The organism is Paenibacillus sp. FSL E2-0177 (genome assembly GCF_037992975.1).
Classification (GTDB): domain Bacteria; phylum Bacillota; class Bacilli; order Paenibacillales; family Paenibacillaceae; genus Paenibacillus_AQ; species Paenibacillus_AQ odorifer.
In genome coordinates this window covers 3489976-3510010 of sequence record NZ_CP150307.1, presented here as the reverse complement: position 1 = coordinate 3510010, position 20035 = coordinate 3489976, and the positions used below count along the sequence as shown (strand labels likewise).

Below are 20035 nucleotides of genomic sequence, written 5' to 3'. Positions count from 1 at the left end.
ACCTAAATGATAGCGCTTCCTACTGAGCGCCGAAATCCGGTAACCCTGCGAAAGCGTTTGTAAAGCTACTTATTTGTTGGCAAAAAAAAGCAGTGCACGCACCGGAATGGCCGCACACCGCTTATGTTCATGTTATGGTGAATCGTTTAGGCCTCACTTAACCCTGCGCTGATGCAGAGGACGGCCGCTTCCGCCCGAAACGCTTCGCTCGCCGGATTGGGCTGCTCCTCCAAAATACGAAGCACCGACTGAGGCTCTACGCCGGGCTGTGGCACACGGGAGGGAGAAACTACGCTCCACTTCTGCTCACCCTTGAGCCTGTATGACAGCTCATAAAGATATAAGCCCGCATGTTGTCCGTCAGTGAGCTGGCTTACGCCATCCTGCCACGAGCAGAGTTCAAGCGGATGCTGTTTGTCCGGCAATACACCGGACGCCAGTGTGATGCGCTCATTTCGAACTACCTGCTGCTTCTGTTCCCAAGCCTGCTGATCTAGGATTCCTAGATCCAGGCGGTATTCCATTCCCGGCTCTCCATAAAGAGTCCAAGCCACAGGGCTACCCACCGCTACGAACTTAGGTGCTTCCAGAAAAACGGGTTGATGAGTTGGGACAAAACGTTCGGTCTGCTCCCACTCTCCCGCAGCCGGACTGCGTCTGCGATAATGCACCGTGCCCGTGAATTCGAGCTCCTGTTCCTGTAGCAGAGCTGTTAGACATAGAGTAGCTTGCTCGTAAAGATCCGTGCAGTTGTTATGGCCGAAGCGGTATCCGATCTCATGGCGAAGCGGTATCCCGCGACTCCGGAGCAAAGCCGCGAAGGAAAAGCTGAAGCGGCTGAGGGTAAAGGCATCATGCGTGCCATGGTTAATCAGCAGCTTTGTGCCACTCGCTTTAAGACCCTCCAGAAAAAATTCGGATTCCAGTCCGGTCGTTTCCTTTAGACTTGCAGAGTCAATAGTTCCCGTCAGAGTCTGTAGCAGAGTCTCGATTCCCGTGCTGCCGTTCTGTGGATGCTGCCAATCTTTCTTCCAGATTTCCCGGTAACCGGTGTCTACTTCCGCCACATGCCAGATCAGTGGGCAAGCTCCTTCGGCAAACTCACGGGTGAGCCCGTTCAGAATCAACGGCGGTGCATAACACAGTGTGTAGCGCACCCGATAGGGTAAGCAAAGCGGATTGCCTCCAGCCAGCAGCGCAGTTAAGCCGCCGCGCGAACCACCTACAGCCACTACCTGCTCTGCATCACCGCCATAACTTTCTTGACCTCTGGTAATTGCCGCCCCAATGCCAGCATAGATGGAGCCTTGCAAGGAACGGCTGCCGATATATCCTCCTCCGTTCCACAGAATGCCGACAACGCCTTTGCCGGTGCTGGCCAGAGTCTTGCCGATGATTTCCAGAAATGAGGGACCTACCGTGCTGAAGGTATTCTCATTGGCATCATAATAACCATTGAACAACAGTGGATATCCCTTAACATTTGCCGCACTCCAGAAGGGCGGCAGAATATAGGAAGCAAGGCTATGCTGGTCATTCTCTATAACTAGCAGACTGCCGCTGATGAGCTGAAATACAGGCGCATTGCTTAAAAGTGCAGCATTGTCTGTGGATGCATTGCGGAAAACCACCGGAAATCCGAAGGTCTTAAGGATGCGGTCGCTCAGGGAAACTGCAACTAGATCATCTACAGCATAGAGACTGTAGCGGTCACCGATATAATGCTCGAATTGCGGAGTTTTAAGATTCTTATTCCCCTCGTTGCCTCCGAAAAGCTGATGATCTTCCGTATTGTATACATAAGGGCTATCTGGGTCGCTATTGTAGAGCCGCGCATGCTCGGAAACAACCTTTTCCCCGGCTTCGTCCATCCGCAATGTCCCTATGCCATCTGTTCCGCCATAACGGAAGCCTCCTTTTCCCTCAGCAACGCTATTATCCCAGTGAGACACTACAGGAAGCATATTGGTCAGCAAAGGACTGACTAATACAAATACCCCCTCCCCTTTCTCGGAGATCTCTTCTGCTGCTTCAGCTTCAACAGTGTCTTCATGGAGGGTTGACCAATTCGCTTTCTGATAAGCTACTTCGCCGCCTCGCAAGCAAGCAAGCAGCAGTGGAGCGTTGTGCAGCCTTAAGTAATCAGCCACTGCTCTGCTAACAGGTATAGCGACAGGTGTAGATCCCTCGGCTTGAATAAACCGACTTAGCGGAACATATGCCTCCGGTACAAAACACAATGTTTTACTCACGATTTTTTTCTCCTCCAACCTGTATCATTCTGCTCTGTGCTGTTAGGAACGACATGAATCTAATTTCTGGCAAGCCATCTGTGATCCTATAATTTTCCCCAGACAGGAATCCTCCTGAGAGTTTAGGAGTGCAAGTAACCGTTACTGTTTTGGTCTCACCCGGAAAGAGGGTATGGAACTGCTCATCCGCTTCCATCCAGTAGCGGTCTCCCCTTTCCTCTGCATGTACATGCAGCAAAACTTCACTACCGGTATTTCGGACTGTAAAACGGGCCTGCTGGCTCTTCTCCTGAGGACCCGTCGGCTGCCATAAACTCTCCTGACGCACCTCAAGATTGCCTCCTATAAGTGCAAGCGCGGGAGCATATGGATGCTTTTTATTGGTAGAGAATACATATAAATTCTGCTGTGGTGCTTCATCGCCGTCCTGGTAGGACAATCTGACGAAATATAAAGCATCGTCATGCTCTGGCACGTTGAAATTCAGCACCCCAGCGCCGACAGCCTGATCTTTGTTTCCCTCTGCCTCAAATGATTGCTGATAGATGCACCGTCCGACTGCATCGAAGACTTCCGCGTCGACTTCTACCCTGTGTCCATTTCCTCCATGCACGTATACATCTCCCTGAAATCCGGTGCTTGGTGTAAGCAGTAGACTGCGGTAGTCCAGCGAAACATGTAGCGGACGGAAGGCAGATTTCACCCAATGGTAGGCCATCTTCGTTTCACCGTAATAATCGACAAGGTTAGTGCAGGACACATTCGGCCACGGCTCGTTGAATTGCCAGACAATGCTGCCGCTGTTTCGGAACTTACGGCGGCGGTTAGCCTCCAGCACGAACCGGATTCCTTCCGCCTGTATCCACTGGCTGCAGGCAGAGAACTGCTCCAAATCTGTCATGCTGCCGAACATTTCTTCTTCACGGCTCAGCGTATCCCACCACTCCCCGTGATGTCTCCATATCGCGTTGTTCTCCATAGAAACCGGTCGCCGGTTGGTCTCACTCAGAAATTTCTCCAGACTTTTGAGAGAACTCAGACCGTCCACCCCAAATTCGCTGTGCAGCAGATTATCGTTGCTGCCATATAACTCGTAGTGATAAGGGTTTCCCATATACTTCCAGTAACCGTGCACATCATGCCCCTGACCTTTTGCATCCGTAATATATTCTACCGGGCCGGAAGCTGAGGTCGGTAGGAAGAGTCGCTGCGGATCATACTGTTCTACCAGTTCTTTCAACATCGCCAGATTGGAATCGCTGCTGTCGGAAGGCTTATTTGGCTCACTCATTAATTCATTGCCGCCGCTCCATACCGTTAGCGATACATGATTGCGTTTGTCACAGAGCGCTGTGCAGGCAGTCTTGTGAAGCAGCTCCAAAAACTCCGGCTGCTTCGAAGGGATATTGTCAATACCTGAACTGGACTGAATGAACTCCTGCCAGACCATAATGCCGTTTACATCACATAAGTCGTAAAAAGCCTTTTTCTCAATGATTCCACCGCCCCATACCCGAACGAGATTAATATGAGCTGCTTTCATCAGACGAATCATCAGTTGATATTGTTCAACCGTTACATTACCGTAGAGATGGTCCAGAGGGGTCATATTTACCCCTTTCATATAGATCTTGCTTCCGTTAATCACCACTGTATATGGTAGGGCGTTGTCTGGACTATCTACATTGTGGATATAATCGAGCTTGCGAATGCCCGTTTGAAAGCTCTGGGTATCCAATTCCATTCCAGCTTCATCCAGTAGCTTTAGTTCAAGATTGTACAGTGGCTGCTTTCCATAACCGTTTGGGTACCATAGCTCAGGTTCGGGTATTTCCAGCTCCGCGTTCAGAAGCTCTCCAGCTCGAACTGGTCGCGATTGAACCAGCAGCAGATTCCCCTCCGGATCAGTACAGGTGATGCTCGCTGTCAGTGTCCCATCATCTTCAGAGCCAGCCATTCGCTTGATTCCTGCTTGAATGGTGATTCGACCAGACGAGATCTGATTTCTATCGTTCTCGCCAAACTCCGCATCTGTAGTGATCGACACATCATCCCAAGAGCACTGTTGATGTACCCTCAATACCACATCATCCCAGATTCCGACATTGACCAACCGGGTAGAGAAATCCCATTTATAATTAAAACGGCTCTTCTGCGTGAAGGTAGCCGAGGTTTTGCCGATTTGCCCCATTTCATCTGGCGCCTGCTTCAACAGCACTGAAATTTCAAGGCTTTCCCGCCCGGAGAGCAGGTCTGTAACATCAAATACAGCCGGCTCGAACATACCTTTATGTTCACCCAGCAGTAAATGATCAGCGTATACCGAGGCTTCATAGTCCAGTCCCTGAAAGACCAGTTCAACTCTGGCTGCTCTCAGCTCAGGCTGTTTCAAGGTCGTACGGTAAACCCACCAGCGGTTCTCCACCCATTCACAACTCAGGCTATTTAACTCTTGATAAGGGTTGGTAATCCAGCCCTGTCTGAAGAGATCATAGTGAACTCCACCCGGCACAGTGGCAGGCATCCAGTCCGTAACCCCCATCAATTCCTGTCCCAGCTCCATACTGGTGCCCTTTAGCGGAACCCAGGGCCAATACCCTTTGACTTCCCACTTCAAATCGTTCAATAGAATTTCATTCATGTCTTCTCCCGTTCCCCCAAACCCTGCTAAATTTGGCGCTGTTCCTGACGATGAGCGGCTCTGGCGCCATTCGTTAATGCGCTTACAACTTTAGGTGTGTAGCTTCATTACCAATGATAGCACCGGGTTAATGTTTTCAAAGGTCTCCAACCCTGTGAAATCGTTTGTAAAACTGCTCAGTTGCTGATAAACACAAACAACCCCTCTAGGCTGGAGTGAGGGTTATCAGCAATCATCTATAGAGGTGACTTTTTAAGGCTTGTTTTGTTTCGGAGCCTCTGACTCCCGTGCTTTACCAATACGTGTAATACGTCGAACGCGAAAAAAGGAGTTCCCTTCAGCCGCGAAAGGCTGCTTGGTGAACTCCTTTACTTTTTGTTCGATAGAAGTTTTAAGAACTATTGCAACAATGTAGCACCACCTATCGGACATAGATGACGCTAAAAGCAGTATTATTGTACTTTTGGTGGGCTAACGGTCCCCATAGCCACTATCTGTATGAAATACAACTCATATGGACCTCTTTTTAAGCAATAGCGTCACTGGAGTCCGAAATGTTGTTCAAAAGGCTGAAAATTAGCAAATAGTGTCATCTGGGTCCGAAACCCTCAGAGACTCAGATAACGATACACTGTTAAAGCTGGCGGCTACCAATAAACTAAAAGCAGCAAAAAACTAAGAGCAGCGAATCTCTCTTTATTATGAGAAACGCTGCTCTAGAGTTTTTACGATGAAACCTTCTGTCTTACTCAATGAAGAAAGTAGTTTTTAGTATAGCGCCCTTGGACTGTTCATTCATATGAAATGCGATAAGGAGCCTTAGTAATCGCCTGCCTCTGCCTATTGGATCAGCTCTAGTAGCTCCGCAACATTGGCCTTGTACTGTGGTTTGAAATCGTCTGATTTCATATAACCCGCAAGGCTGGATAAGAACTGTCTGCCTTCCGGCGTATCGCTAACCTTAACAGCATCCAATGCGCATATCAGCAGGTTGCCTGCTCTTACACTGCATTCCACTAGGAAACTCAGCTTATGATTGCGTTCAAAATTATCGATAGTCTGCACTACGGGATTCCAGTTGCGGTCAGCTGCATCCATGATGAGCGATTTCGAATTCTCAACAATACTCCACCAAGGATAAGTAGAATATTCCTCGCTCGGGAACTCACGCAGCGCCGGGTGGTTGTTATCAATCAACAGCCCCATAGTACCAATGGGTACTGGCCGGTTCATGCTCTCTGAGATCGAGCGGAACATTGGATAACACCAGAAATCTGTGCAGTAATAACCTTCAACAGCATTTTTGAGAGATTCCGGTTTCGGCATAAGCAGTACATTCTCACCTTGCTCCAGCAATGCAAGTGCATCATCAGATAGCTTGTCGAAGACATGGACACCCTCCAGCATGTTGCCACTCTTCACTGGATAAATCCACAGGTCATAGCTCTTACGGATATCTGTTCCCTGTATGGAGAGGGACAATACGATAGTACTCATCCGGTCAACTACAGGTAGTTTTATTGCCAGATCGCAGATATCGATATAATTCGTTCCTGCAGGTATGTCCACCTCGGTTGAACCTGAGGCGAGTATACCGTAATCCTCGGTAAGCTCCCAATGCAGTTCAAATGTACTCGGCATACCACTGCGGAAACAGCTCAGTTCGACATGGGCATCGAACGTTTCACCAGAGACATAGTTATACTTGGGAAATCTCGCCAACAGAACGGCATCATTACAAAAAGTTCTCCAGTCCTCAGCACTTATCATTCCTTTGGAATCCATAAAGGCGTTGAGGACACCCACCAGCGCCGTTCCCTGGCCACTGAAATCCTGCAAATCAAGCAGTTGGAAGCCCGCAAGCCGCCGGGAGCGGAATGCCGCCTCGAGTTCCTCTTTGTAGCAAGCTACTGCCAGTTGCCCCGAGGATTCAAAATATTTGGCGGCCAAATGACCCAGCCCTTTACTTTCCAGTCGTTCACGGAAAATTTTGAAATTCTCAGCTTTGAGCGGACCGTTGTATTTATCGATTTCCTCATAATTAGGATAGGTAGCATACTGTCCAATCTCATGCGAGATTACCGGAATGTGCGGTATCCATTCTGCGGAAGCGTCTCCAGCCTTCACCGTCTTGGCTTCCGTACCATACTGGATCTGGATCTCGCCGCCAGCGGCAGCTTCCATCCCCTCTTCGTTGAAGAAATCCTGAGGGACAATCTGATCGTCATAGTCTTTCATCGTGCCTGGCAGATCAATCTGGACATGACCTAATGGAGCATCACACATCGCATAGGAGCCTCTGAACAGCCGATCTCTGGAGAAGCGCACGCCGCTGAAGAAATCGTCATGTTCAAGAATTTCTGGCACCCATTGGTGGTTATTGGACCCCTGTGTATAGAGAATCCGGTTATCAAATGCTTTATAGTCCTTTAGGAAGGAATCAATCTTGGCTTTGCTGCCCCACAGCTCGTTGCCAAGCGACATCATCACGAAGGAGGGGTGATTGCCAAAAGCCTGAAGAATGGCATAGCCTTCGCTGATCAGATAGTCCTGCTCTGCCTGATTATGGCCCTCGTCGGTTTCTTCCGTGATTGTTCCCCAGAAGGGAAGCTCTGGTTGCATGTAGATACCGAGCATATCCGCTGCGGTGAAAGCAGCTTCCGGCGGACAGCAGGTATGAAAGCGATAATGATTGATGCCGTAAGACTTGGAGATGCCCAGGATTCTTACCCATTCCTCGACGTCAGTCGGGGCATAACCGGTAAGCGGGAAGATCAGGCCGTCATGTTTGCCGCGGAGGAAGGTTTTTTCTCCGTTGATTGTAAACTTATCGCCCTCTGCCCGGAATTCCTTCAATCCAAAAACGAGCTCCTGTCGGTCCGTTATATATCCATCGCTGTCTTTCAAAACAAGGTTTATGTTATAAAGATTGGGAGCGCCTTCACTCCAGAGCAGCGCGTCTTGACCTAGCTCATAGTTGACGGAAAAACTACCCGGTGAGACTGGGTACTCCCGCTCGTCCACAGCATGTGTATTGTCGCTGTTGAAGCTCTGAGCAGACACTGTAAGTATAGATTCATTCCTGCTGTCCAAGGTTGCCGTGATTCGGACTGAGCGGGCTGAGAGATCCGGATCGAGCCGGATGCCGCTGAGCCGTGACTCACCATAGAACTGAAGCTCCATACGTCCGGTAATCCCGTTCCAGTTGGTTTGGGTATCCTGCGACGTTAAATGTCCACCTTTGGTTGGGTAACCAGTATTGTCCACGCGGATGGTGAGCGTATGATTCCCAGGTTGAAGCTGCGGCAACTCATATATATGTGGGGTATTTAGACTGTTACGGCTGCCTATTTCCTGATTGTCCAGCCATAGAGTCGTCAGTCTCGTACGTTCCAAAAATAGGAAGCAGACTTTGCCGGCTAGTTCTTCCGGAATGACGACCTCTTTTGAATACCAGACTTGCCCTTCAAACAAATACTCATCCGTTAATGCGCTTACTAAAACATCCTCGTTCTTCGGACCTTTGCGTGCGTAGGACGTTGTTCCGGGCAGTGTGATAACATCTGTAAAAGGCAATGCCAGTCCTTGTTTTCCCTCATCCAATTGCAACTTCCATTCGCCTTCCAGGCTGATCTTTGTCTGCAAAATATCACTCCTAATAATGATAATCTCTGAACTCCTGAGGTGTAGTGCCGGTTGTTTTCTTAAAAAGGAAGGCAAAATAAGCCGCGGTCTGAAAGCCCACCTGCTCGGCAACCTCGTAAACCTTAATATTGGGGTCACGAAGCAGTTCCTTGGCTTTGTTCATACGCGCTTCCTGCACGAAGTCGGAAATCGTCCGGCCCATTTCTTTCTTGAAGAGAACACTTAAATAGCTGTGATTCAAGTGGAACTGCTCAGCAAGCTGCTTAACAGTCATGTTCTCATGCAGATGCTCCTCCAGTTGGCGGGCGACCCGCTGGATAAGGTTATGCTGCTGAGCGACCTGCTCTCTTTGATTAAGCTTAGCATATTGCGCCAAATATTCCAGTACGACCTTCCTGACTTCATCTACGCCTGTACAGTCGATCAGCCGCTGCCACATGAGGATGTTCATCTCTGTTTCCTTCTCATGTACACGCTTCAGTTTTCTGGCTAGCTCGCTAAGCAAACCCATTCCGAAAGCCTGCACATAGGAAAAGGATACAGGCTCTCGTGCAAGTAACACTTCGAAAGCATGATTGAAATAAGCGGAAGCTTTATCGCTCTCTCCTCTGTCCAGTAGCTTAACGATTTCCGGAATGTATTCTTCACGCAACCTGAAATCATGATATTCATTCATCAAGTTCCGGTCGAAATAGAGGATTTGTCCGTAGCCGGCCAGCCTGGCACCGCTCATCATATGCCTTACTTCCTTATACAGCAACGGTATTTCCGTCCAGAACAAACACTCTCTGCTGATTCCGACCGAGACGGAGGCTTTATACTGCTCTCTTAGGATATCTTGGATAAACGCAAGCTGCTTCTCAAGTCTTGCCCGCACCAATGGCGTTGCGTTCAGCACAATGACGGCCAGTTCATCCGCTCCTGTCTTCCCTATATAGGTACCGGAGAAACCAGATAGACCAGTCTTAACGCAGTTCAATAGCCCTTCGCTAAGCAGGATCCGATCCTTGGCATCATGCGGATTATCTAGGAACCTGCGGTCATATCCGAACAGGAATAATGTTGCCTGCCATTCCCCATTAGGCAGATCCAGCAGGCGCCGCCAGGATTCGAGCAGCTCTTCACTGTGGATCCAGCCTTCAACCATATCTTTGACGAAACGTTCCTGCAGCACCTCATAGCTCTCTGTAACTTTCTCCCTAAGTACAGTGGTTTCCTGTTCAATCTGTTTTTTCTTCTCAACTACTTCTCTGAACACAGCCAGTTTCATTTCGAGTTCTTCCGTCTTGATGGGCTTCAGAACGTAAGCTTTAGCTCCCAGATGTATAGCCTCCTGCACAAATTCAAACTCGTCATATCCACTGATCATCACAGTCTGTAAAGACTGGAGTGTCGGATAATCCGCTCTGCATCTGGCGAGCAGTTCGATCCCTGTCATACCGGGCATCGAGACGTCAGCGATCATCACATCCACAGGAGTTTCTCCTAGAATCGTTAGTGCTTCTTCACCAGATAATGCAGTTAACGGTTCCTCATACCCCAGAGCTTTCCAGCCAATATGACGAAGAAGCCCTTGAATCTGCATAGGCTCGTCGTCGACAATTAATGCCCGCATTAAGCTCCATCCCCCTTTTTTATCTCAGGACTTTCCTTGCAAACAGGGATATCAATGGTTACACAAGTCCATTCGTCTTCTACACTTTCAATCTCAAAGCGGCCCTCTGTGCCAAAATACAATGCAAGACGTTCACGGATATTGTTCATCCCGAATCCGTTTTGCGTACCCGTGTAGCTGCCGGCACGGATCTGTTCCAGCTTCTCACTGCCAATCCCTTTTCCATTATCAAAAATCTGAAACTGCACCGTATTCTCCACTCGTTTGATCGTAATTTGTATAAAAGCATGAGTTCTAGTTGTGATGCCCCCGTGCAGATAACAGTTCTCGACCGTTGGCTGTAGGATCAGCTTAATGCTGTACAGGTCAAGAACGTCCGGCTCTACCAGCCACTCTACGGATACCTGACCGGGATAACGCAGCTGCTGAATTTCGATATACGCTTTCAGATGCTCAATTTCGTCACGGATCAGCGTCACATTAACCCGGTTATTGAGTGCCAGCCGATAGAATGTCGTCAGCGCATCTATGGTTCGGATTTGCAATTCGTCCTGCTGATCTAATGCCCGCCAACGGATCAGGCTTAACGAATTATAAATAAAATGAGGGTTAATCTGTGCCTGCAACGCCCTGAATGATTGCTCCCGCTCTTTGAGCATGGCCTCTGTATGTTCTTCGACCAGTTTTCTCAAACGGCCAGACATGGAATTGAACAATACCTCAAGCTCCCCCAGCTCATCGTTGTCACGGTTTCTCACTGTAACTTCGAAATAGCCCTGTGAGATATCTGTCATCCTGGTGCCCAGCTTGCGGATCCGCCAAATCACATTTTTAAGTACAATCATGATTAGAAAGATGGACAGCAGCAGGAAAAAAGCAATACCTGCTCCGATATAGTACATAATCCGCGTAGACTGCTCCTCCAGTCGGTCAAGATGCACAAGTGCGGCAACCGTCCAGCCAGACTTAATCTCCTGAGTGATCAGCATCATCCCGCTTTTTGTCGCTGAGGTTTCCAACGAGTTGTTCCAGTACTGACCTAAGGAGGATGAGGATAACCGGCTGCCAATTTCAGAGGGCTCCGAGGATGCAATAATGCGTTCGTTGTCGTCAACGATATACAATTCTCCGGCCCCTTCAAAAGGATGTTCGAACGATTCCATGAAGACACCGTTATAGTTCAGTAACAGGTACACAATCCCGTAAACATCTCCATACGCGTTCAGAATTTTATGGGATACCACTAGCTTAGTCCTGTCGTCAGCTGCATTAGTCCATACCAGATTGTCTGTTGTGCGAAGCATTTTCGTATACCAATCCCGCTCTCGAATTCCCGAAAGGCTCCGTTCTTCCGGCTTCCACAGAAGCCCTCCATCTTGCACTAGTGTATCGTTGGTATGATAGATTCGGAAATTCTCAATCCCTGGCAAGTATTTACTGGTGAGCAGGAAGGAACGGTCCACATAATTGACCGTACCCAATTGTTCATCGATATCCGCATAGTCCCTGGCTAATCTAGAGATCAGCTCACCATCCGTAGCCGTTCGGGTAGCCAGCAGATCATAGCTTTGCTTCCTGAATTCAATACTCTGCGCACTTTGCCGAACGGCTTCCCTGATCGTAAGCATATAATTGGCCCGCACCGTATGAAGCATCATGTACCCTGCACCTGCAGCCAGCAGTACGGTGGGGAGAAATACAATGAGTCCGTAGAATAATACAATTTTACTCCTCAGGTTCATGGAACGGGTCATACGGATGATCCATTTCTCTATTTGTTGTTTAATCATAGATTCCCCCCATGAAGTGCAAAGGGAGCCCCCTCCAAGTGAGAGGTGCTCCATTAATTTTTTATCGTTTACGATCCGCGACTGAAAGAGCATCACGGTTGTCTATTGCAAGGCTGTTACTTCCTCCTTGTACGTATCCAGCCACTCCTGCTTGACTTCACTCCAGTGCCCACGCTTCTCTAGTGCTGCTTGGAAATCGCTCCAATTCTTTTCGAATTGCCCCTCGTCTTTGGCCATTAAAAGCTTGGCTCGATATTCCTTGCGGATATTTTCGATCTCCGGTGAATATTTCTCCCATGCGCCGCCCTGTTTCATCTGGAATAGATCATAAGGCTCTGCCACGCGGATCGTTCCCATTTTGCCGATAGCTTCAGTGAACTTAATGGTCTTAGCAGCTCCGGCTTTTCCTGCATCCTCTGTGTTCCACCATGGGTACCATTCATTGCTGTAAGAGGCAGTCATGTAAAGCTCAGGGGTGACTTTAGCTTTTTGTGCGGTGTCTCCGGAATTGCGGCTCGTCTTGTAGGTTTCGTCTGTGAATTTCCATTTGCCCAACGGTTGATCAATCCAATCCCAGTATAATCCCGCCGGTCCTTCATTAATGACCTGCTGCTGCTCGGGTTTTGGCTGCAAGGTATAATCGAAGAATTTCAGAATAGCTTCCAGATTTTTAGTTTTTTCACTAACATAGACATCATAGCCTGGATTCGGATTGGTAACCTGGTTAATTCCGACTTTCTCTACACCATCCACTTTAGGAAAAGGGATCGCTTCGTAAAACCACCCTGGCTCTGTTGGGCCGTCCAATGTCTCCCAGGCTGAGGCAGGAATGTTCCAGAAGCTGCCGACATTGAAGGCAATACGACCCGATTTGTTCTTTTCTGTATACTGTTCTCTTTTGCTGGTGACGACCTCTGGATCGATCAACTTCTCCTGGTACATCTTGTTCATCCATTGATAAGCTGCTTTATAATTGGGATCGTCGTAAGCGAATACAAAATCATCGCCGCGTTTGTCAACGCCATTACCTGCTGTAGTCACCCCGAATGCTGTCAAAATCGCGTTTTCATCGCTCCAGCCCAGATTATCACTAGTGTCCATCAGGAATGATAGAGGAATAAGCGATTTGCCGGAAGCATCCTTCTCTTCTGCAGCTTTCCGAAGGAAGATCTCAACTCCTTCTAACGTTGCTAAGTCCTCTTTGGTCATACCTGTTTTCTCCAGCACATCACTTCTGACAATCCAGGCTTGAGATGCCCAGCCTGGCCACGGATCTTCCGGGTTTTGGTCAAACCAGGTAGGAATGGACCAGATATGGCCCTCATTATCCTTCATAAGTTCCAGATACTGCTTTGGAATAGACGCCAGTCCTGGATATTTGTCAGGCATGTCGAAATACTGCTCTAGCGGCATAAGCTGTTTCGACCGGTTCATCGCGCTTTTGACCGTTTCGTTTCGGCTGAAGATAGCTGCATCTTCAAAGCCGCCTGTGTTTATCTTCAAATTAAGTGCAGTCATTGCGTCGCCTTGAGTGGTTTCCAGCTTCACATTTACTCCAGGCTCCTGTTCACGCCAATATTTCTGGACCAAACTATCATTATTGATGGTTGCCGTCCATCCAAGCCAGAGATTAAAAGAAGTCGAGCCACTGGCGGGCTGGTTACTTGACGTTTCATTGTCGCTTCCAGGCTTGTTCGCAGTATTCCCACCTGATCCGGAGCATCCGGCAATAGACATCAGTAAGGTTGCTGCAGCCAAAGCGGCTAGACCCGTTTTTTTGAATATCATTGATTTTTCCCCCTGTTCTATTATTGAAAATCAACCTTTTACTGACCCTACAAGAACTCCTTTCACAAAATATTTCTGCAGGAACGGATACACGCACAGGATGGGGATTGCACTCACCATAACGACTGCCATCTTAATCGACATCAGCGTAATGTTCTGCATTTGTGAGCTTCTCGCCAAAGCCTCCTGATTGGTATTCGAGCCAAGGACAGCGGATAAATCCTGTGCAGCGAGCAATTGCTGCAGGAAGGTCTGCACCGGAATCAGGTTCTGCTTCGTGACGAAGAAAGCACCGGCGAACCAGTCATTCCAGTGTCCCACTGCGGTAAACAATCCAAGTGCGGCAAGCATAGGTTGAGAGAGTGGAATAATAATCTGAATCAGAGTACGAACAGGACCGGCTCCATCTAGTTCAGCGGATTCTACCAGAGCTTCAGGGATTCCCTGTATAAACTTCAGCATGACAAACATGTTCCAGACCGAGAACAGCCCGGGGAAAATATACACCCAGAACGTGTTGATAAGCCCGAGATTATTAAGCTGAATATAGAAAGGAACCAGTCCTCCACTGAATAACATGGTTAAAAGAACATAGCCTAGTATCGTGCTTCTTAATGGAAGACCGCGGTAGGACAAGCCAAAGGCCACCAGAAGTGTGACGATAAGTCCTGCGAATGTGCCAATGACTGTCCTAGCGATTGTAATTAGATAAGACTGGCGGATAATCTCATTTCCTAATACAATCTCATAATTAATTAATGTGAAATTCTTGGGCCATAGATACACGCCACCTTTGGCCGCACTTGCACCGTCATTCAGTGAGATGGCCAGCATGTACAGGAATGGATATAGTACAGACAAGCACAGACCGGCCAGTACTATGACGATGACGTATTGAGCTATTTTTTCACCTCTGCTGAGCTTCATATACCATCACCATAATCCTTCACCATTTATTTTTCTGGATAACTGATTAGTCGAAACAACCAATATCAAACTGATCACTGAGGATAACAATCCCACTGCGGTCGCCATCCCAAAATATCCCTGCTGCAATCCGTTGCGGATGATATACGTATCCAGTACATCCGCGACCCCTTGATTAGCAGAATTCATCAGCGGATAAATCTGATCCATCCCTACTGAAATCAGGCTTGGGATACTCAGAATTAGCACAATCGATATTGTCGGTAGAGTACCCGGGAAGGTGATATGCCGAATCTGGGCTAGCTTTCCTGCACCCTCTACTTTGGCGGATTCATACAATTGCGGATCAATCGTTGTGATCGCAGCCAAATAGAGAATCGTGTTCCAGCCGGTCTCTTTCCACAAGCCGCTTAATATAACCATGGGCCGGAACCACTCCGTGGAACCTAGAAAAAATACAGGATCACCGCCTGCTTTCTCGATGAACTGATTGACCAGCCCACCATCCAATGTCAGAAAAGACTGCAGGATGTAAGCGACTACAATCCATGAGAAAAAATGTGGCAAATAGCTGACCGATTGCACGAATCGCTTAAATACAGGCCGGGTTACCTCGTTAATCACCAGTGCCAGTAGAATCGGTGCCGGGAATCCGAAGATGAACTTAAGCACAGATATATATAACGTATTTTTGACGACAGTTAAAAACTGGGGATCTTGCAGGAAAGAAAAGTTGTCTAATCCCACCCATGTGCTGTTCCAGATCGAGGTGCCAATCTGAAAGTCGCGGAAGGCGACCTGAATCCCTGCCATCGGAATATAGCTGAACAGAAATAGCAACAGCACTCCCGGAAGAATCATTAAATATTGCCATCGGTACTTGTAGAACTTAGCGTACAATTTACATCCCTCCTTGATATTTCTATCATAAGGTGCAGCGGGAACCCTGCCTATATAACAGTGATTGGTTATCTATTGCTCTGATTGGTTCTTTAAAGCGCTTACGTTGTTAGACAAGCTCCGCGCGCACGCAAATAAACGCAGCCTTAAACGGCTGCGTTACATTTTTTATGACGAAAGCTAATTATTCGATTCAAATTATTATTGTTAATGTACGGCTTTTTGCCCTACCGGTTGTGAAGCCTTGGAATAGCGGTTCTCTGGCAATGGAATACCGAGATTTCCACGCAGGGTGCTACTTTCGTATTCAGTGCGGAACAGGCCCCGCTCTTGCAGAATCGGCACTACCCGATCGACGAATTCCTCCAGTCCATTAGGAACAGCAGCTGCGATCATAAATCCGTCTGCTCCTCCACCCTCAAACCAGGTTTGAATCTGATCAGCCACTTGCTCAGGTGTGCCAATAAAGCTGCTGCGCGGGGTAGCGGATTGTAAGGCGACCTGTCTTAGTGTTAAGCCTCTCTCCTTCGCGTCCTTTTTGATTTTATCCGTGCCGCTCTGAAAACTATTGCGCCCCAACTCACCAAGCTCAGGGAACGGTTCATCCAGCGGATATTGCGAGAAATCATGATGCTCGAAGAATCTGCCCAAATAGTTCAGTGCATTCTCAATCGTCACGAGACCAGCAACCTCCTGATATTTGCGCTCTGCTTCCTCTGATGTGTCGCCAATGATTGGTGCAATACCAGGAAAGATCAGCACCTCATTCGGATCCCGGCCAAATGAAGCTACCCTTGTCTTAACATCGCTATAGAATGCCTGGGCATCTTCTAGCGTTTCGTGGCCAGTGAAGATAGCATCCGCTTCCTTTGAGGCGTAATTTTTACCAACTTCTGAGGAACCTGCCTGAAACACGACTGGCTGCCCCTGCTTCGAACGAGCAATATTGAGCGGTCCTTTCACGGAGAAGAACTCTCCTTGATGGTCCAGGGTATGCATTTTTTGCGGATCAAAGAATACACCTGTTTCTTTGTCTCGAACAAACGCATCATCCTCCCAGGAATCCCATAATCCGCGTGTCACCTGCAAATATTCGGTAGCAATACGGTAACGCTTGCCATGGTCAGGATGCTCTGTTTTGCTATAATTCGAGGCAGAGCCTTCCAGCGGTGAAGTCACCACATTCCAGCCGGCCCGGCCACCGCTGATTACATCCAGTGAGCCGAATTGACGCGCGACGGTAAACGGTTCACTGTAGGAGGTGGACAGGGTACCAACCAGACCGATGTTGGTGCTGACGGCGGCGAGTGCGCTAAGAATGGTCAGCGGTTCAAACCGGTTAAGGAAATGCGGAATGGACTTTTCATTAATGTACAAACCGTCTGCGATGAAGATCAGATCCAGCTTGCCTTCTTCTGCCTTCTGTACCCACGCTTTGTATAATTCAAAGTTTACACTTGCATCCGGCTTAGCATCAGGATGGCGCCACATCGACGTGCTGCCTCCTACTCCATGCAGCAGTGCGCCTAGCTTCAGTTGTTTTGGTTTGGTCATGTTCATTCCTCCTAAAAGTTTTGTGAGCATACGATTCCCAGGTTTTACTTCATGCAAAACTAACTATGAAAGTATTCATTGCACGAACGATGCATTAACTGCGCCCTGCTTGATTCGCTCAATCTGACCAAGATGTCTCTCTACATGTGCGGTGAAGCTATGGACGATATCGGAAATTTTAACGTTTTCCCCCTTGACGTTAACCCCGCTTTTCTCCCAATCCTCTGCGCTGAGCCGTTCAAACAATAGACTGTTATAATAAAGCAGGCTGCGGAACAACTCCAGACTATCGGAAGCACTACCACTATTGGCGTACTGGCCGCTGACCCAAGCGTCCTGATTGAAGACTGGCAGCTGCGCAGTTGTAGCAGCGAGAATATCACGTATACGGAACGAAACCACAATGCTGTGATCAGCTAGATGGGCTAAAACCTCAGTAATACTCCAACTCGTTGGTGCTGCCTTCCATTTCAGCTGTTCCTCTGATAACCCTGCGGTTGCATGCACCAGTTGGTTGTGCGTACTTAAAAAATTGCTAATTTGAACTTTGCTCATTAAATCCCCTCCAAAATAAGGCCTGCTTGCGAATGATCAGGTGTAAAACGTGATAACGCAAAAGGTTGAATGTTGTGGTTGGTAGCTCCACTTGTCGCCAAATCAGCAAGTATTTCACCTACAACACTAGAAAATTTAAAACCATGCCCTGAGAACCCTCCGGCTACCAGCACATTGGAGTGGAGCGGATGGCGGTCAATAATGAAATCTTCATCAGGTGTATGCTCATATTTGCATACAGAGCCTTTAAGTAATCGGCCAGCTGCACCCGGCATGTAAGTCTCCAGTACTCTTCGGAGGTCTTGCTCATCGCTGGTTTCACTGCCAAAGGGAGCAAGTAGTGTGCCTGGTTTCCATTCCAGCCCCGTATCGTGCCGGCCGATCTTCAGACCGGCTCCAGCAATGCTGGGAAAGCCATAATAGCCACCTTCCTCAACTCCTAGCGTGAAGCCAGGGAAGTTACCGGCTGCAAAAGCAGGTGAACTCTCAAACCAGCCCACAACTTTGCGGATCGCCTTGATTGGCAAATGCACAAAAGGCGCTAACGCACCAAACCAGGCTCCGGCACTAAGGATAGCTGACGCTCCGTGATAATCGCCGTTTGTTGTATGAACCGTTACACTGCTTTCGCGGGCGGTGATGTTTACTACCGAAGTGTTCGTCAACAGTTCCGCACCCTGTCCAAGGGCAAGCTGGCGGTAGGCGGTGATACAGCGCTCGCTGTACAAATACCCGGCATCCGGTTCATACATTGCTGCGAATGTTTCCGGAATGTTCAATCCCGGCCAGCGCCGCCGGATCTCTCCGGCATCCAGTTGCTGGACCGGCACCTTCCGTATCTTTGCTTCCGCGAGACGACCGCTAAAGGAATACACTGCACTATCTGCGAGATTCAATACACCCGAGCGGACAAGCAGTTCTATTCCGCTCAACTGCTCAGCTTCTTTCCATAAACGATCTGCCCGCAGAGCCAAATCAATGTAGGCGGGATCACCACTGTAAGCATGCCGGATCAGCCGCGTTTCCCCGTGATGGCTTCCCTGTGTATGTGGAGGATCAAAGGCATCAATTAGCAGCGTCTTCACTCCGCGCCTCGCAAGATAGTAACCGGCACTCATGCCCATCGAGCCTGCGCCGACGATAATTACATCGTAACTGTTATGTTCAGCTATAATTCTGCACCTCCATCGGGACTGTACTGCACTAGGGATCGTACAGCTACATCCGCAAGGAAACGTGCTGCCACAGGGAGTGCGCGTTCATCCAGATTGAAGGCCGGATGATGCCATTCCTGGCTTCCTTCAGTACCTACAAAAACGAACAGTCCGGGTACCACGCGCTGATAGAAGGCGAAATCCTCTCCAGCCAGAGAAAGCTCTGGCTGAATCGCTCGGTAGCCAAGAGCATCGACCGATTCACCTCCAAGCGCTGCTAGGGAGGGATCGTTGATAACCGGAGGTGGCCCTTCTATCCAGCGAACGGTAGCTTCTGCTCCAAGAGCCGCTGCTACACCGACCGCCACTTCCTGAAACCGGTCCAGCACTTTGCTGCGCACCGTTTCATCAAAGGTGCGGATCGTCCCTTCAAGCACCGCTTTTTCGGGGATAATGTTCCATGAATTGCCGCTGTGAATCTGCGTCACACTGACCACCGCACTCTGCAGCGGGCTGACATTGCGACTTACAATGGACTGGAATGCCGTCACAATATGCGAAGCCGCTACAATCGGGTCTATGCCAGCTTCCGGAACGGCAGCATGAGAACTGCCACCCTGCACTTCTATCACAAACCCGTCAGCTGCTGCCATTAAAGGACCACCCTTAATACCGATGGTTCCGACTGGCAGGTCTGGCTTGTTATGCAGCCCGATCACTGCCCGGACGTCTTCTAGTGCCCCGCTAGCAATGATTCGTTGTGCACCCTGCGCCTTCTCCTCGGCTGGTTGGAATAACAGGCGCACCGTTCCCTGTAATTGCTGCTCTCGCTGTTTCAATTGATAGGCGGCACCAATCAAGGCAGCCGTATGGAAATCATGCCCGCAGGCATGCATTTTGCCGGGATATAATGAAGCAAAGGATACTCCGCTTTCCTCCTGGATTGGTAAGGCATCAATATCTGCGCGCAGTGCGATGACCGAACCGGGCTTTTTGCCGCCAATCTCTGCGATCACGCCGGTAGACAGACCGTATTCTACGATCCTGACTCCTGCCCGCTCCAGCAGGGAAATAATATATTCTGTTGTGCCATATTCTTCATTGGACAGTTCCGGGTGCCGGTGCAGATGACGGCGTATCCCGATTAATTCTTCTTCAAGCGCTTCCGCACTCAACTCTTTAGCTTTACTTGTCATTTACAGTCACCCTCCTTT

At 48.8% G+C, this 20035-nt stretch carries 12 protein-coding genes; all 12 read right to left on the bottom strand.

Features of this window, described 5'->3' with window-relative positions:
- Positions 1–146: 146 nt before the first annotated feature.
- Entirely contained in the window at positions 147–2252 is a 2106-nt protein-coding gene (locus tag MHI25_RS15755; protein ID WP_340393506.1) for a hypothetical protein, read from the bottom strand.
- Positions 2245–4893: a glycoside hydrolase family 2 TIM barrel-domain containing protein gene (locus MHI25_RS15750; RefSeq protein WP_340393504.1), complete on the bottom strand. Its 2649-nt coding sequence runs from the start codon at positions 4891–4893 to the stop codon at positions 2245–2247. Before MHI25_RS15750 ends, MHI25_RS15755 begins: the two co-directional genes overlap by 8 nt.
- A gap of 840 nt (positions 4894–5733) precedes the next feature.
- Entirely contained in the window at positions 5734–8538 is a 2805-nt protein-coding gene (locus tag MHI25_RS15745; RefSeq protein WP_340393502.1) for a glycoside hydrolase family 2 TIM barrel-domain containing protein, read from the bottom strand.
- 10 nt (positions 8539–8548) lie between these two features.
- Positions 8549–10153 carry a helix-turn-helix domain-containing protein gene (locus MHI25_RS15740; RefSeq protein ID WP_340393500.1) on the bottom strand — a complete coding sequence of 535 codons (1605 nt, stop codon included), beginning with the start codon at positions 10151–10153 and terminating at the stop codon, positions 8549–8551.
- Positions 10153–11943 carry a sensor histidine kinase gene (locus tag MHI25_RS15735; RefSeq protein WP_076184638.1) on the bottom strand — a complete coding sequence of 597 codons (1791 nt, stop codon included), beginning with the start codon at positions 11941–11943 and terminating at the stop codon, positions 10153–10155. Before MHI25_RS15735 ends, MHI25_RS15740 begins: the two co-directional genes overlap by 1 nt.
- A gap of 102 nt (positions 11944–12045) precedes the next feature.
- Positions 12046–13731: a hypothetical protein gene (locus MHI25_RS15730; RefSeq protein WP_340393498.1), complete on the bottom strand. Its 1686-nt coding sequence runs from the start codon at positions 13729–13731 to the stop codon at positions 12046–12048.
- Between the two features lie 30 nt (positions 13732–13761).
- Positions 13762–14658 carry a carbohydrate ABC transporter permease gene (locus tag MHI25_RS15725; RefSeq protein ID WP_076218970.1) on the bottom strand — a complete coding sequence of 299 codons (897 nt, stop codon included), beginning with the start codon at positions 14656–14658 and terminating at the stop codon, positions 13762–13764.
- A gap of 6 nt (positions 14659–14664) precedes the next feature.
- Positions 14665–15558 carry an ABC transporter permease subunit gene (locus MHI25_RS15720; RefSeq protein WP_340393496.1) on the bottom strand — a complete coding sequence of 298 codons (894 nt, stop codon included), beginning with the start codon at positions 15556–15558 and terminating at the stop codon, positions 14665–14667.
- 207 nt (positions 15559–15765) lie between these two features.
- The gene (locus MHI25_RS15715) at positions 15766–17112 is read right to left on the bottom strand and encodes an LLM class flavin-dependent oxidoreductase (RefSeq protein WP_076125544.1); all 1347 of its coding nucleotides are present in this window, start codon (positions 17110–17112) and stop codon (positions 15766–15768) included.
- 75 nt (positions 17113–17187) lie between these two features.
- Positions 17188–17667 carry a DinB family protein gene (locus MHI25_RS15710; protein WP_340393495.1) on the bottom strand — a complete coding sequence of 160 codons (480 nt, stop codon included), beginning with the start codon at positions 17665–17667 and terminating at the stop codon, positions 17188–17190.
- Complete coding sequence (gene solA / locus MHI25_RS15705; RefSeq protein WP_340395683.1) at positions 17667–18839, bottom strand: N-methyl-L-tryptophan oxidase; 1173 nt, start codon at positions 18837–18839, stop codon at positions 17667–17669. Before solA ends, MHI25_RS15710 begins: the two co-directional genes overlap by 1 nt.
- A complete protein-coding gene (locus MHI25_RS15700) occupies positions 18836–20017 on the bottom strand; it encodes an amidohydrolase (RefSeq protein ID WP_076218973.1) in 1182 nt (393 codons plus the stop codon). Before MHI25_RS15700 ends, solA begins: the two co-directional genes overlap by 4 nt.
- Positions 20018–20035 lie beyond the last annotated feature (18 nt).

Excerpts from the sequence above, each read along its gene's own strand:
- MHI25_RS15750 (WP_340393504.1), bottom strand. The coding sequence starts at position 4,893 with ATGAATGAAATTCTATTGAACGATTTGAAGTGGGAAGTCAAAGGGTAT.
- MHI25_RS15740 (WP_340393500.1), bottom strand. The coding sequence starts at position 10,153 with ATGCGGGCATTAATTGTCGACGACGAGCCTATGCAGATTCAAGGGCTT.
- MHI25_RS15735 (WP_076184638.1), bottom strand. The coding sequence starts at position 11,943 with ATGATTAAACAACAAATAGAGAAATGGATCATCCGTATGACCCGTTCC.
- MHI25_RS15730 (WP_340393498.1), bottom strand. The coding sequence starts at position 13,731 with ATGATATTCAAAAAAACGGGTCTAGCCGCTTTGGCTGCAGCAACCTTA.
- MHI25_RS15725 (WP_076218970.1), bottom strand. The coding sequence starts at position 14,658 with ATGAAGCTCAGCAGAGGTGAAAAAATAGCTCAATACGTCATCGTCATA.
- MHI25_RS15715 (WP_076125544.1), bottom strand. The coding sequence starts at position 17,112 with ATGACCAAACCAAAACAACTGAAGCTAGGCGCACTGCTGCATGGAGTA.
- MHI25_RS15710 (WP_340393495.1), bottom strand. The coding sequence starts at position 17,667 with ATGAGCAAAGTTCAAATTAGCAATTTTTTAAGTACGCACAACCAACTG.
- MHI25_RS15700 (WP_076218973.1), bottom strand. The coding sequence starts at position 20,017 with ATGACAAGTAAAGCTAAAGAGTTGAGTGCGGAAGCGCTTGAAGAAGAA.